This is a genomic window from Spirosoma sp. KNUC1025, assembly GCF_045160025.1.
GTDB lineage: Bacteria > Bacteroidota > Bacteroidia > Cytophagales > Spirosomataceae > Spirosoma.
Map to the genome: position 1 here is coordinate 2,509,568 of NZ_CP087139.1, position 14,917 is coordinate 2,524,484.

General features: G+C 49.0%; 13 protein-coding genes. 4 read left to right on the top strand and 9 right to left on the bottom strand.

Features of this window, described 5'->3' with window-relative positions; translation table 11 throughout:
* Positions 1 to 35: 35 nt before the first annotated feature.
* A complete protein-coding gene (locus LN737_RS10895) occupies positions 36 to 962 on the bottom strand; it encodes a sugar phosphate isomerase/epimerase (RefSeq protein ID WP_405518750.1) in 927 nt (308 codons plus the stop codon).
* A 216-nt stretch (positions 963 to 1,178) separates the two neighbouring features.
* Here LN737_RS10895 and LN737_RS10900 point away from each other — a divergent pair, with 216 nt between their 5' ends.
* Positions 1,179 to 2,546, top strand: a complete 1,368-nt coding sequence (locus LN737_RS10900) for a sensor histidine kinase (protein ID WP_405518751.1) — start codon at positions 1,179 to 1,181, stop codon at positions 2,544 to 2,546.
* Between the two features lie 111 nt (positions 2,547 to 2,657).
* Here LN737_RS10900 and LN737_RS10905 read toward each other — a convergent pair whose 3' ends face one another.
* The 5 genes from LN737_RS10905 to LN737_RS10925 form a co-directional block, all read right to left on the bottom strand.
* Positions 2,658 to 3,218 carry a hypothetical protein gene (locus tag LN737_RS10905; RefSeq protein ID WP_405518753.1) on the bottom strand — a complete coding sequence of 187 codons (561 nt, stop codon included), beginning with the start codon at positions 3,216 to 3,218 and terminating at the stop codon, positions 2,658 to 2,660.
* 24 nt (positions 3,219 to 3,242) lie between these two features.
* Positions 3,243 to 3,539 carry a hypothetical protein gene (locus LN737_RS10910; RefSeq protein WP_405520586.1) on the bottom strand — a complete coding sequence of 99 codons (297 nt, stop codon included), beginning with the start codon at positions 3,537 to 3,539 and terminating at the stop codon, positions 3,243 to 3,245.
* A complete protein-coding gene (locus LN737_RS10915) occupies positions 3,463 to 5,679 on the bottom strand; it encodes a TonB-dependent receptor (RefSeq protein WP_405518755.1) in 2,217 nt (738 codons plus the stop codon). Before LN737_RS10915 ends, LN737_RS10910 begins: the two co-directional genes overlap by 77 nt.
* Positions 5,680 to 5,964: 285 nt before the next feature.
* Complete coding sequence (gene scpA, locus LN737_RS10920) at positions 5,965 to 8,073, bottom strand: methylmalonyl-CoA mutase (protein WP_405520370.1); 2,109 nt, start codon at positions 8,071 to 8,073, stop codon at positions 5,965 to 5,967.
* Between the two features lie 73 nt (positions 8,074 to 8,146).
* Positions 8,147 to 9,502 carry a methylmalonyl-CoA mutase family protein gene (locus LN737_RS10925; protein WP_405518756.1) on the bottom strand — a complete coding sequence of 452 codons (1,356 nt, stop codon included), beginning with the start codon at positions 9,500 to 9,502 and terminating at the stop codon, positions 8,147 to 8,149.
* Positions 9,503 to 9,825: 323 nt separating this feature from the next.
* Here LN737_RS10925 and dnaA point away from each other — a divergent pair, with 323 nt between their 5' ends.
* The 3 genes from dnaA (at position 9,826) to LN737_RS10940 (ending at position 12,238) form a co-directional block, all read left to right on the top strand.
* Positions 9,826 to 11,235: a chromosomal replication initiator protein DnaA gene (gene dnaA, locus LN737_RS10930; protein ID WP_405520372.1), complete on the top strand. Its 1,410-nt coding sequence runs from the start codon at positions 9,826 to 9,828 to the stop codon at positions 11,233 to 11,235.
* Between the two features lie 74 nt (positions 11,236 to 11,309).
* Positions 11,310 to 11,603 carry a hypothetical protein gene (locus LN737_RS10935; protein WP_405518758.1) on the top strand — a complete coding sequence of 98 codons (294 nt, stop codon included), beginning with the start codon at positions 11,310 to 11,312 and terminating at the stop codon, positions 11,601 to 11,603.
* Positions 11,604 to 11,761: 158 nt separating this feature from the next.
* The gene (locus tag LN737_RS10940; protein ID WP_405518760.1) at positions 11,762 to 12,238 is read left to right on the top strand and encodes a GNAT family N-acetyltransferase; all 477 of its coding nucleotides are present in this window, start codon (positions 11,762 to 11,764) and stop codon (positions 12,236 to 12,238) included.
* A 30-nt stretch (positions 12,239 to 12,268) separates the two neighbouring features.
* Here LN737_RS10940 and LN737_RS10945 read toward each other — a convergent pair whose 3' ends face one another.
* The 3 genes from LN737_RS10945 to LN737_RS10955 all read right to left on the bottom strand — a co-directional run bounded on the left by LN737_RS10945 (position 12,269) and on the right by LN737_RS10955 (position 14,910).
* Positions 12,269 to 13,060 (bottom strand): DUF3108 domain-containing protein, encoded by a 792-nt coding sequence (locus LN737_RS10945; RefSeq protein ID WP_405518762.1) that lies wholly within the window; start codon positions 13,058 to 13,060, stop codon positions 12,269 to 12,271.
* Positions 13,061 to 13,091: 31 nt separating this feature from the next.
* The gene (locus LN737_RS10950) at positions 13,092 to 14,138 is read right to left on the bottom strand and encodes an aminopeptidase (RefSeq protein ID WP_405518764.1); all 1,047 of its coding nucleotides are present in this window, start codon (positions 14,136 to 14,138) and stop codon (positions 13,092 to 13,094) included.
* Positions 14,139 to 14,229: 91 nt separating this feature from the next.
* Entirely contained in the window at positions 14,230 to 14,910 is a 681-nt protein-coding gene (locus LN737_RS10955; protein WP_405518766.1) for a cell division ATP-binding protein FtsE, read from the bottom strand.
* Positions 14,911 to 14,917: the final 7 nt, after the last annotated feature.

Here is a 14,917-nt window from a genome sequence, read left to right on the forward strand (position 1 = left end):
TTGAATGGTTGCTGGATAGTCAACAAGTCAATCATTCATAATTGGATATGTAGCGTTTTGGTGATGTAGTCTTTATTGATTTGGGCGCACTGAACGGGTGTTTTGTCCTTTTCCGGAACGCCGTCCAGCTCAACGATGCCCCATCCGCTGAAGTTGATATCGTCTAATGCCTTGATAACTGCCGGAACATTGACGTTACCCCGGCCGAGTTCAACAAATTTGTACGCTTTCGGATCGTCGGGCTTGTCGGGTAAAGGCGACATGGTGTCTTTCAGATGCAGCGCATATATAATGTCTTTGTACTGCTTCACTGCTTTTTCGGGTTGCCCGCCCCCTTGCCTGTAATGAGCAATGTCGAGTTCCAGCTTTATGTACTTCGGGTTCATGGCCTGAACAATCGTATCGACTTCTTCGGGTGTTTCGCCGAGCTGGTTCATATGGTTGTGATACGTAGCCTGAATTCCCATGTCGGCGGTTTGTTTCCCAATCTCGTTCATGACGGTTGCCAGTCGCTTCAGTTCTTCGGGCGTAGGGAGCCGATCTTTCGGGCGGGCCGAATTGGTTAGCTGAATCGCCGAGCCGCCAAGTGCTTTCACAAAACTGGCGTGTGCTACGTGCATATCGATTGTGCTCTGCTCTTTGGCTGGATCGATTTCGACATTGCCGCTCGAAAACATAGCCAGCGTCAGATGATGCTGATCGAGAAGCGCCTTTAGTTCTGAAGGTTTTGCCCGGTACGGTCCGAACGTGTTTGCTCGTAACTGAATACCCCGATAGCCGAGGGCCGCCAGATCGGCAATCGCCTGTGCATCGTTGCCACCCCAGGTGATGGAGGAATAGGCAATTTTAAGACCTGATTTTTTGGGTAAACTGGCCAGTAAGGCATTCGTTCCGGCGACAGATACTATGGCCGATAAGCCCGCTGTTTTGAGAAACTGTCGTCGGTTTACAGTCTCCTGCATAAGAGTAAGGAGGATAATCAGTACAGGCTTGTGAGTGCGCTGACTGATGATGAAACAAGAGTCAGACAAGATAAGGGCAAATCGGTGGTCTTCTACTTATACGTAACCGGGCTTTCGCCCTGGTGAAGTAGTATTAACAGAATACCAGATGACGTATATCAGTATGACGCTCAGTAAGAAAGCGTTTCAACGCAGCATTCATTTTTGTATATTTGTTTGCCTTCAACTCTTTCGAAAACCTTAATGACGTACGAAGCCTGGTCTCCACTCCTTCTGGGCATGGTTTTAGCAATGCTATTGGCAAATTCTGCCCAATGGTTCATGTATCGGGAACGTATTTATGGTATTTATTCCATTTATACCTTAACCTGGGCGGTTTACTTTACGATCAATTTCTTTGATCAGCCCACCAACATTGCAAATTTCGAGAAGCTTATCCTTTCATACTCAGGTTATATTCTTTACCTGGAATTGGCCAAAATCTTCCTCAACCTGCAGGAACGGCCGAAGTTTCTGCGATGGGTGACCATCGTTCAGGGGATGCTGGCCGCGTATGTGCTTATCAAAACGTACATCTACCTGTTTACCGATTTCTGGCAGACGAAACTTCATGCTATTCTGCTCCAGCCCGTACGGTTTGCCCTGTTGGGAGTGGGCGCTTATATCGTCGTTACGTTCTTCCGCTCAAAAGACGTAGTGGCCCGTTTTTTTGTGGCGGGGACCGCGTCGCTGCTGATAAATCATGCCATCACCACGATTCTGCTGATACGTTCCCCAAACCTGAGTATTAAATTACCACTCTGGCAGCACCCCGATTTGTTTGTTCAGATAGGGGTTGTACTGGATCTGATCTTCTTTGCGTTGGGTATTTCATACCGACATCGGCGTGAGGCCGTCAACAAGGTGGTTGTGGAAAAGGACCTCGAACGGGAGCGCGATCAGCGCCATCGCGAGTATCTGGAATCGGATCTGGCTTTACAACGTATGCAGCAGGAAAAAACAGAGATGCAGATGCGGGCTTTGCAGAGCCAGATAAACCCGCACTTTCTGTTCAATGGCCTCAATACGTTGTCCTCGCTAATCGATGAGAGCCCCAGGCAGGCAGGCGAGTTTGTCGATGAACTCTCCAACGTATACCGGTATTTGCTACGTAGTAACGAAAATGAACTGACTACGTTGAATGTTGAGCTGCGGTTTATCCTGTCCTACTTCCACCTGCTCAAAACCCGCTTCGGACGTAGTATCGAGTTGGATATTGACGTTGATGAGCAACATCAGGATGCGCTGCTGCCCCCACTCACCCTTCAGCTACTGGTTGAAAATGCTGTTAAGCACAACGTAGTGCTTCCTAAACAACCATTAACCATCCGAATCCGAACAAATTCAGAAAACCAGTTGATTATCGAAAATACCCTGCAGCGTAAGAAACTCAGCGTAGAGTCGAACGGGGTAGGGCTGTCGAACATTGCCGTGAAATACCGGCTCCTGAACCAGTCATCGCCCCTGATTGAAGAGCAGGAAGGTTGGTTTCGGGTAACACTGCCGTTACTGATTCCACAAACCAAACCCGCCGAACAGGATTGAGAATTGGTCATTAGTCAGTAGTCATTGGCCATTAGTCATTTGGCATTGGTAGTAATAACTAATGGCCAGTAACCAATGACTATTGACCAATGACAGCGAAGCGAATAACTACTACTGACCAATAACCACCGGAAAATCGACGTTCAAATCATCGGTGCCGGGCGTAGCGGTTCCGTCTTTCGCGTTTGGTTGATGGCGTAGCTGAACCTTCAGTTTGCCTGTTGCGGCCGTTCCCGCTTTCAGCGTGAATGTCAGCCCGAGCGGGTAAGGGCCCGGCGCAGGATTGGTATCTTTATCTGTAACGGTTACCGTGAGCAGGCTACTCGTGGAGGGTGTATAAACGAACAGGTGTTCATTGGCTTTCTCCCGAATTTCAAGGGTTGCATCCAGTGTTGGTACCTGCGTTTTGTCGTACAATTGAATCCCTCCCGAATACGTCGCATTCGCTTTCAGGTTGAGGGTGGCCTTTGTGAAGTCGGGTGTCGTATTCAGATTTTCGATGGTAGCCGTCACGATTTCCTGCGTATTGGCTGTGTTGGTCAATGAAAGGATTGCCGTTGTAATGGCTTCATTGTCGTCCGTTGGCGCAACATTTTGTTCGTCTTTAGTACAGGCACCGACAAGTAACGAGACGGCCAGAACGGCCCATAAGGATTTTCGAATGGATTGCATAACGCAGGTTGTTAAGAGGAAAAATTAACTACGGGTAAGAACGGAAAAGGGGACTCTGATTTTTAAGCTGACGTTACGTCCCGGCTCATCAGCGAAATAGCGGAAGCGGTTTAAATAATCACGATACGCTACGTTTACCAGATTACTGCCAGTCAGAATGACACTCATCGATTGCCCACCCAACTGAGCGGTAAAGCCAAGCTCCGCGCCCAGCAAAAAATAAGCAGGTGGGGGAGGAGCGAAATCACCTGTGAATATGACCTCGCCATTCTGCTGCCGACTCGCTACGGCAGGGGTTCGGTTTTGTTTCGCTACGTACAAACCGCTTCAGGGAGACATACAAATTCGCTAGACGCCCCCACCGAGCCCAGTCGTAACGGAGGCTGTTGTCGGAGCGATTGGGCGGCACAAAAACAAGGTAATCGTGATCAGTCTGGTTGTAGGCGAATAACAGCGAATTTTTGGTTGTCAAACTGAGTTTCTCTGTGAGTTTGTAAGTGAGCGTAGCGTCAATACCCTGAAACCTGGCCTGCACCTGCGTATAGCTGTAGGCGGGAAAGGCACCTCGCTGACGAATGATCGGTACAGAATCCGGTTTTAGATAAATATAGTTGTGAATGAGGTTGTTGTATACGCCGATTTCGCCACTGAGCCTACTGCCCGAATAAGCCAGCACCAGGTTCGCGTTGTAAGCCTGTTCGGGCTGGAGATTCGGATTCCCGATTTCATACGCCACCGCGCTTTGATGCAATCCGTTGGAATACAGATCCGCTACGTTAGGCGCGCGCCAGGCGGTGCTCAAATTGGCTGTCAGGGTAAGATCGGGACGTAGCTGGTACGTTGCCCCCAGCGAGCCGTTGGCATTCGTCCAGTCGTGTGTGGTGAAATACGTTTGTTTGGTGGTTTCATTCAAAAAATACGCGCGTAACCAGCGATAGTCGTAGCGTAAACCAGCTTCCAGCGTCCATCGATTGACGGCGTAACGCTCTATGGCAAACAGACCGGCACCGTAATTGCGGAAGTTCGGGATCAGGAAAAGATATTGTCGGACATTACCCTGCGTGATGCCGTTGAAACCCGCGCTACCCGACCACACACCAGCCCGCTTGTTTTTGATGGAGCTGTGCTCCCAAACCAGATCAAGAGTATGCGTAACGAGTTTAAGCGATAATTCAGGGTTTACGGCGCCACTAAACGAGATATAGTCATACTCCCGACGAAGGTTCTGCTGCCGGGCAAACGTAGCCGTCAACGTACCGCCTTTTCGGGTACTCACATAGGCGCGAACCTTGAGTAAATCGTGCTGTACGTCCTGATAAGGCCGGTCGAGCGCGTAAGAAAATCCGGGCTTCACCAGTGGTTCCGAACGGTTTATCGCTGCGTACAAATCAGCCAGACTACCCACCTGAGCGCCTGTGAAAAGCCCAATCTGTGTATCGAACCGGCTGTAGAACACTTCGGCCCCCCAAGGGCCGTGGTCGTAATGGACATCGCTCGATACGTTATTCTCGTGATAACTGGTATTTTCCAGGAAATAAGCTGGCGTTCGAACATAACCCGACCGCTTGACAGTGCCTTGCAGCCGCCAGCTTAAGCCGGGTATTAGTTTGCCGAACGCGCCTTCCAGCATTCCCGACGCTACCCCCATACGCCCATTGGTGGCGCCCACTACGTTTAGTTCACCGCCAAGCCCCGGCTGTGTCGGCATAGCTTTTGGCTCAACCAGAATTACGCCCCCAATGGCATCGGAACCGTAACGAATACTGGCAGCCCCTTTGATGACCGTTAGCCGTGACGCCAGAAATTGATCGACCTGTGGCGCGTGTTCCGTACCCCACTGCTGATCTTCCTGTCGTATGCCATTATTCAGAATAACAATGCGATTGCTGTAAAGGCCGTGAATGACTGGTTTGGAAATGCTCGGGCCGGTCTGGATTGAATATAGCCCCGTTAGCGCCTTTAAGCTCTCTCCCAGCGACTGACCACGGGTTTGATCGAGAGCTGCTCCTGACAGGCTGGCTTGTGTCTGAAGCAATTGCTGCGCTTCTGAGCGGTGTTCTGTTACGGTTACTTCATTCAACGTAACGTTCTCTGCCGTTAAGAGTGCTGAAGCTGCTGCCGAATCAGGTAGCGGAACACGAACCGAACGCACAAAAGGTTTGTAGCCAATAAACTGGTATTCAAGTGTGTATTTGCCTGGACATATACCTGTGAGGCTAAAGCGACCATTGGCATCGGCAACCGCTCCTTTGCCAATTTCCCGAACAAAGACCGTAGCGCCGGGCAACGGAAGCTTATCAGTCTGTTGCCGACTATCCTGCCCCCGAATAAATCCAGTTAGTGAATCTGTACACATAGAAGTCTGCCCCCAGGCGGGCCAGGCGAATAGCAGGGCTATCCAGAGCCCAGCCTGGCGAGAAAGTCGCTTCCGTTTTATTACCTGGCCTGATTGCCCTTGCATTCGATTTTCTGCCCGTTACGTTACTGAACTACTGTACACATGCTTTACATGTGCAACGACGTTGCAAAAGTAGAAAATAGGACGTAGTAATCGCAAACGATCGGAATATTTTTGCAATAATGTTGCAAATTGAACACAATCATGCGAATCTTGGCTATAGAATTAGGTAGTACGTAACTCTAAACCCCCTGCTAATGGCTGTCACCTGAGCAGTGGCGTACGAGAAATGGTATTCAGAAGACGTAAATGCTGGCTCCAGAACCTGCTTGGAATCAGGTTTGTACATTATTCGGCCATTAACTCAGCCAGGATTTTTTGCGCAGCTATCGAAATAACGGTTCCGGGACCAAACACACCTTTTACGCCTGCATCATACAGAAACTGGTAATCCTGCGCAGGAATCACACCGCCAGCAATGACCAGAATATCACCGCGGCCAATTTTTCTCAGTTCGTCAATCAGTTGCGGAACCAGGGTTTTATGTCCGGCAGCCAGGCTCGATACGCCAACAATATGCACGTCGTTTTCGGCGGCTTGTTTGGCAACTTCGGCAGGCGTCTGAAACAACGGTCCCATATCGACATCGAAACCGAGGTCGGCAAAGCTTGTGGCAATCACTTTTGCGCCCCGGTCATGACCATCCTGCCCCATTTTTGCTACCAGGATGCGCGGACGACGGCCATCGAGTTCGGCAAAACGATCACTCATTTCCCGAGCCAGCCGGAAATTTTCATCGTCCGAAACTTCAGCTGAGTAAATACCGGATATGGCACGAATAGTGGCCTTGTGGCGGCCAAACGCTTTTTCCATAGCATCAGAAATTTCGCCAAGTGTTGCCCGGTGGCGGGCGGCTTCAACAGCCAGAGCCAGCAGATTTGAGCCAGACACTTCGCCTGGGTTAAGAGATTGTACGGGAGTTTTGGCAGCTTCTGTCAGTGCCGCCAAAGCACGTTCAACGTTTTCCGGGTTTCTACTTGTTTTTACGGCCTTCAGCCGCCTGAGCTGGGCTTCGCGCACAGCCTGATTGTCAATATCAAGTAGTTCAATTTCAGTATCAGACGAAGGCTTGTACCGGTTTACGCCCACAATGATATCTTTTCCTGCATCGATGCGAGCCTGTTTGCGGGCAGCCGCTTCTTCAATACGAAGTTTAGGCAGACCGGTTTCGATAGCCTTGGTCATGCCACCCAACTGTTCAACTTCTTCGATAAGCACCCAGGCTTTTTCCGTCAATTCTTTGGTCAGAAATTCAACGTAGTAAGAGCCTCCCCAGGGATCGACAACGCGCGTTACGTCGGTTTCGAGTTGCAAATACAGTTGCGTGTTTCGGGCAATGCGAGCCGAAAAGTCAGTTGGCAGAGCGATGGCTTCATCCAATGAATTCGTATGCAGACTTTGCGTACCTCCCAACACAGCCGCCAGTGCTTCTATAGTTGTTCGCGCTACGTTGTTGAATGGGTCCTGTTCGGTTAAGCTATAGCCGGAGGTCTGGCAATGAGTACGTAGGGCCAGCGATTTCAGGTTTTTCGGGTTAAATGATTTAACAATTTTCGACCACAGTAGTCGCCCCGCCCGAAGTTTGGCGATTTCCATAAAATGGTTCATCCCAATGCCCCAGAAGAACGACAGCCTCGGCGCAAAATCGTCGATGTTCATGCCCGCCCGCAAACCAGTACGTATGTATTCGAGTCCGTCAGCGAGGGTGTAGGCTAGTTCCAGATGAGCAGGCGCACCCGCTTCGTGCATGTGGTAACCGCTGATACTAATGGAGTTGAACCTGGGCATGTGCTGGCTTGTATAGGCAAAAATATCGCCAACAATGCGCATGGATGGTTCGGGTGGATAGATGTACGTATTCCGAACCATGAATTCCTTCAGAATATCGTTCTGGATTGTGCCCGAAAGTTTTTCCGGCGAAACTCCCTGTTCCTCGGCAGCTACGATGTAAAACGCCATAATCGGAATAACGGCTCCGTTCATGGTCATCGACACCGACATCTGATCGAGCGGAATCTGGTCGAACAGAATTTTCATGTCCTCCACCGAATCGATGGCTACTCCGGCTTTTCCAACGTCGCCCACAACGCGTGGGTGGTCAGAATCGTAACCCCGATGCGTAGCCAGATCGAAAGCAACCGACAGCCCTTTTTGGCCGGCAGCCAGATTGCGCCGGTAAAATGCGTTGGATGCTTCAGCCGTAGAAAATCCTGCATACTGCCGAATTGTCCAGGGCTGGCGAACGTACATACTGGCATACGGTCCCCGAAGAAACGGCGGAATTCCGGCGGCATACCCGAGGTGTTCGGCACCTGCCAGATCAGTAGCTGTGAACCGGGGCTTGAGTTTAATGCCTTCAGCCGTGGAGAAAGCGGGCGGGCCCGTAGCCGGAGACATCGGAGCCCCCTTCTGTTTTTCTTCTCGCTGCTCGACTGTATTGGTGAAATCTGGACGCATAGTCACGATAAATTTACTCAAACTCCTCAGCTAACCGGCGGGTAGGTAATGCACCATTCGGTGTGACACCCTTCGGTGTGAATTCAGGGCTATTTTCAACCGTCGCTTCATCTGATCGAAACTTCGTAACGCCGACCAGTGCTTTATTCCCATGACGAACGGCCTCGATTTTGGCCTGAAACGCGCGATCCAGTTCGTCCTGAATAAACCCGTCCTGTACTGCTTTCGTCAAGCCCCCTCGTTTTTCTACCGCTACAAATAACGACCAGGCCGCTTCAATCAGCTGATGCGTTAGGCTTTCGACGTAATACGAACCCGCCGATGGATCGGTCACCTTATTCAAATGGCTTTCTTCCTTCAACAGGATCGATACGTTCCGGGCAATACGAACCGAAAAATTGCTCTCCGTCGACGTAGCGGATTTCTCTAAAACCGTATCGAATGGATGAACAGTCAATACGTCGCACCCGCCAATCACGGCTGCCATTGCTTCGGTCGACGCACGTAGCAGATTGGTGTAAGGCGTAACGGCAGCATCGTAAAAAGTGGATGTTTGGGCGTGAATAAATGCCGGATAATGCGTGCTCCCTACTGGATAATGCGAAACAAATCGGTTGAAGAGCACCCGTAAGGCGCGAAGTTTAGCGATTTCGGCAAAATAGCTGGTTCCGACCGAAACGGATAGTACTGTTTTCGGAAGAATTTGTTCCAGCGCCAATCCACTATTGGTAAGCCTGTCGAACGTATCGGTCAACGCAGCCAACGTAAACGCCAGTTCCTGCGTGGCAGTAGCGCCAGCATTGTGGAAGGGATGACTATTGACGCAGACCGTCCGAAATAGGGGCGAATTAGCCGTCAGGCGAGTGATGTCAGCCGTTGCGTCGTCAATATCCGATAACAGCCCCCCTTTTAGTTGATAGGGAGCTACCGTTTGCAACGATTTTATAAAGTCAGTAGCCGAAACAGGGGACGCTCCGCCCGCAAAGCGAAAAAAAACGGGCGTATCACTCAGCTTAATGCCATGGAGCAACTGAGTCAAATTTAAACCATTTGTTGGTAAAGTAAGGCTAAACGCTTCAACTCCCTGATTAATCTCGTCGCGCAATAGGGCATTGGCTGTTTTTTCGTCGCTAACCTGAACGTGTGCCGCGTTAACCCAGTCTGGATAGGCTTTTTGGGCCTTTTGAATCGTGTCGAGCGGCAAATGGCTCAGGTCGGCAGATGTGTAATACGGTTCAACCGTGAACCCTTCGTCTGTTGGCCAGCGAAGGCTTTCATAAGCTGCTTCATTTTTTAGTTCTTTCTGAACCTGAGCTAGCCAGACGGCTTTATCGGCAGAAGGAAACAAATTGGCAAAAATTGGCTCCATCGGAAAGGGTAATACAAACGCATGGGTAAAGGTAATCTTTTTCCCTTTTTGGGGGCACCCCCTTGTTTCAACACACAATGCTACATCTCTGTTGGATTATTCAAAGGGATTTATTTAAGGGCTTGATGTTCCCTTGGAATCGTTCTATTTTTAACCTGGTGATTTTAGAAAAGACAGCTTTTTCGATCAACAAATTCAGTTGAAAAAAACGTGACCAGGTATGCTCAGCCCGGTCATAAAATTGCCTACATTTGTCTCCCTTTTTGCGACCCGAACCGTAACCGAAAATGTACTCACCCGTGAATGTAACTCCCCAGACAGGTATGCAGCGTGAAGTAACGACGGTATGGAATCGCTGTCTGAATGTTATCAGGGAGATAGTACCCGAGCAAAGTTTCAATACGTGGTTTGAGCCAATTGTGCCTTTACGGCTAAATGGGTACGTATTGACAATTCAGGTGCCGAGCGAATTCTTTTACGAGTGGCTCGAAGAAAATTTTGTGCATGCTCTGCGTAAAGCCCTTGATACGGCCATTGGGCCTCAGGGACAGCTCGAATACTCGATCATTGTCGATAAGGGAAATGAGCAGAATCGTCCGTTGACGGTGAACGTACCCACCACAAAAACACCCCAGACTGCCAAGCCCGACAACGTTAATCCGGATATTCTGAAAAGTCCGTTTCAGCTTAAAGATCTTGATTCGCTGACGCTAGACTCCTACCTGAATCCGAGTTATACATTCGATAATTATGTAGAAGGCGATTGTAATCGACTGGCGCGGTCCGCAGGCTACGCGGTGGCCGAGCGGCCGGGCGTTACGTCGTTTAATCCGCTGATGATTTACGGGGGTGTAGGCTTGGGCAAAACGCACCTGGTACAGGCCATTGGTAATTTCATCAAGAATAAAAACCAGAATAAATTCGTCCTGTACGTAACGTCGGAGAAATTTACGAACCAGTTTATGAACGCCGTCCGGAGCGACGGTATTCGGGATTTTACCTCATTTTACATGCAGGTAGACGTATTGGTGATCGATGACGTGCAGTTTTTGCAGAAGAAAGAAAAAACGCAGGAAATTTTCTTCCATATTTTTAACCACCTCCATCAGTCAGGCAAGCAGATCATCATGACCTCCGACCGTGCTCCGCGTGCACTGGATGGTCTGGAAGACAGGCTTCTGTCGCGGTTTAAATGGGGATTGTCAGCCGATCTTCAAACGCCCGATCTGGAAACCCGTATCGCCATTATCCAGAAAAAGCTTCAGGCTGAAGGGATTTACATCGATAGTACGGTTATTGAATATCTGGCTCACAGTGTTAATACAAACGTTCGCGAGCTGGAAGGGGTGATTGTATCGCTCATTGCCCAGGCATCGCTGAACCGGCGCGATATTGATCTGGAACTGGCAAAACAGACCCTGCGAAACATCGTTGTTGATTCGGATCGGGAAGTAACCATCGACTCCGTGCAGGAAGCTGTCGCTGATTTTTTCGGCGTTACCATTGCCGACCTGAAAGCAAAAAGCCGCAAACAGGAATTGGTGTATCCCCGTCAGGTAGCTATGTATCTGGCAAAGGAAAAAACCGATCTGTCTCTCAAATCCATTGGCTATCATTTTGGTGGCCGTGACCACAGTACCGTTATTCACGCGGTGCAAACCATCAGTGACAAAGTTGCCCGGCACGCCGAAACCCGCGACGTGATCGAGAAGCTGAAAGCTCAGTTCAAGTAGTAGAATATCAGCCTGAAACCAATGCTGAGCCTGCTACCCGCACTGACATTGACGTTGCTGCCTGGGATGCCTGTGTGGCGGCTTCCTCCCAACGCATTGTGTATGGTTACGCCTGGTATCTGGATACGGTGCTGTCAGCGCCTATGTGGAAATGGATGGGGCTTGTTATGATAGCCGAAACCGGCAGTTATCAGGCTGTTGTGCCGATTCCGCTACGTCGAAAGCAGGTTATGGGCCTCCCGTATGAATGGGTCGTTCATCAGCCGTTTTTCTGTCAGATTCTTGCCGTTTTCAGCCGCGATCCAGCACTTGATCTAGCTCCCTTTTTCAGTATATCCAGCGCTGTTTCCGGTATGGTTCAACGCTGAACATCCGTCAGAAACCAGCAGAACCCTGTTTCGACACGGTTCTTCAACTAACAACCCACACCCTTGATCTGTCTGTTGGTTACGAAGCCATTTTCAGTAAGTACACCCATGACCGGAAAGCCAATCTGCGCCGGGCGATACGTGCTAATTGGACCGTTATGGAATCAGGCGACGTAGCTCCTTTGTTAAATCTATTTCGCGAAAACCATGCTGATGAAATTCCGGGTGGTGTTGCCGTCTGGGCGTATCGAATGTTCGAAAATCTGACAAAGGAACTGAATAGTCGAGGGTTGGCTACGTTACGTTATGCGGTTCGCGAGGGGCGTATCGAAGCGGGAGCTTTGTTTGTACAGGAGGGAAATCGACTCATTTATTTGTTTAATGCGGCTTCACCGGCAGGGCGACTGGGCAACGCGCGAACGCTATTGATTGATCAGATTATTCGTGAAAAGGCAGGCAAGCCAGCGGTGTTTGATTTCGAAAGCCCTGTTAAAGCGTCAATACGTGATTTTTACCGAAGTTTTGGCGCTACGGAAGAGTCCTTCTGGCACATAAGCTGGAGTCGGCTCAATGCGGCCGAACGGCTGGTAAGGCAACTCAGAAAGGCATTAAAAAAGGCGTCAGATACTCGCTGACGCCTATGGAAACGGTAGATACAGAATCGCCTAATAAAATTTGAGCGGCTGTTTTAATCCTTCGTTACGTTTCAGATCCATCACCATCGAACCTATCCATAAATCGACTTCGACTTTAACAGGCACTTTATTGGTATCATCAGAAACAAATATCCGGATCGATTCCTCTTCCTTAAACATCTGATTGCCCGGTGGCAATACAGGGTTCAGTTTGATCACATTGATCTTGCCATGCTTTGTTTTTACCACATCTTTTCCCCGATAACGCACCTTCATATTATAAACGGTGTCGTCGTAGAAAGCAGGTACTTCAATCACCTGACCAGGATTCAGTCTGTTGAAATCAATCGTTCGCAGAAAGTAATAGCCGCTGATCAGATCGTGCACATTATCAGGCACTTTAAATACATCACGCTCGGTACGCTCTTCAGCTTTAACCGTATTTGCTTCGTGATTAAACGTAATGTTTTGCTCTTTTCGGTAATTGTTTTCCTGAAGATTGGTGTAAAATTTCTGTGGTAGAATCGCCGACGTATCAATATAAGACCGCCAGGTATCGCGGACACGCGTAACCAGGTCAAAAGCGCCAACCGTTCGCCCGTCGACATTAACGCGGTAGCACGGACGGTCATTGACTTTGTAGAGGGTAGGGCTAACGTCGACAATGGCCTCGGCTGCGTTTATAAAACCGTAATGGACACGGTATTCCATGTGCTCACCCGGTCCGAAACTATTGTTCGCTACGCGCCGATACGTATTCAGCGCAACAAAACCACTGCTCAGAACAGAAATGAAACCGATGCCTATTAAGAACTTTTTCATACGGTCACTGCCCGAATCTGACGGGCTTCATTTATAAGGACGGATAGGTCTCCTTAAGGTATGTTAGATAGCGTTTAAAGTTACTGTCAAATCGTTTTTCAAACTCGTTCCGAAAACGGTTCTGTTGTTTTCGGTAAGTAAGGTAACCAATAAAGTACGCATTGTTGGGTAGGTTTAGTTTGTCGAGCCGTCGTTTTTTTACTAAACGTACGTGGCTTTGAGTCAGTTCGTTGCTGATTGTATCTACCGTCACAACAATTTGCCGTATCGTTTGCCACTTCAGCGAATCTTTGACGACTATCGGCGTGGTTGGTTTAAACGTCCGGTACAAACTATCGAGCGTTCGGGTACCCCGCAGAATATGTTCGTCATATCGATCATAAAACGCTTTTGTCGACATATAGTTCTGATAGGGTACAGACTGCTTTCCATATTTCTGTGCCAGAAAACGCTGAGCCCCATATTCCCCTACGAAATCGGCTAAATTCTCATTATACTCCAAACTATTTTTTACAAACAATGTCCCGTGTGTCAACTCATGAATAATCAATTCAGCCAGACTTCCTACCGAACGATTCAGGAAACTGGATAGAATCGGATCATTCAAAAATCCTAATGTCGACCAGGCCGATACTTCATTAATCCGGGTGTCAAAGCCGTCACGTTTTAGCTGTGATACAGTAGAATCTGCCCAATCTTTCTCAAAAAAACCTTTGTATGAAAACGTACCGATGATCGGAAACGTCCACTGTTTACCAATCAGTTGGTAGGGTTCGGCTGCCGTAACAACCCACAGAATAGGCTTACCCTGCTGATCATAAAATGACTCGTAACTGCCTGACTTGTTTAAGCCAAGCGAATCAATAGCAAAACGCTTAATTTCCTGGATAAGTTCTATTTTTTGCTTTAGCGAATCGGGGTAGGCTGTATCGGCCAGTATGTCTGAAACAGGTCGGGTATTCCACAAAATCCGCAGTTGACCCCGTGCCTGCATCCAGCCATAACTAACAAGCTCCCATTGCCAGACAACTAAAACCGCGAGAACCCCTATAATGACAAGAGCAATTTTCCGTCGCATACGTTGGAACCGTTAACTAAATTGAAGTTGTGGACAAAGGATGTGCCATCACCAAACTTCCTGAAACGGCTTAACCTGAAGAAGGGTAGCGCTATCCGCGTAATTCAATCACTTGACTATCCTGACAACGTAATACGCGAGCCGGATATTTGTGCAGTAATTCGTAATTGTGGGTGGCCATGAGTATGGCGGTTCCTCCGTTGTTGATGGCCTGAAAAACCTTCATGATCTGGTCAGCGACGGCTGGGTCGAGGTTTCCCGTTGGTTCGTCGGCAATAATAATTTGAGGATGATTGAGCAGCGAGCGGGCAATCACGATGCGCTGCTGTTCGCCCCCCGATAATTGGTGGGGCATTTTCTGCTGAGCCGTATCCAGGCCAACCTGCGTCAGCACTTCGGCAATGCGCCGGTCCATATCGGCTTTATTTGTCCAGCCAGTAGCTTTCAGCACAAACTTCAGGTTTTCCTCGACCGAGCGGTCGAAAAAGAGCTGGAAATCCTGAAAGACAATCCCGATTTTCCGGCGTAGCTGCGGGATGTCGCGTGGGGTAAGGGCATTCAGGGCATATCCTGCAACCCGGCCTTTCCCCGTCTGGAGCCACAAATCGGCGTATAATGTTTTTAACAACGATGATTTTCCACTTCCGGTACGACCAATTACGTAAACAAAATCGCCTTTGTTGATTTGAAAGGAGACGTCGCCTAAAACCAACTTTTTGCCTTGATAAATATCGGCGTGGTCAAGTGTAAGAACAGGTTCGGGGGAAAGCATAAAAATA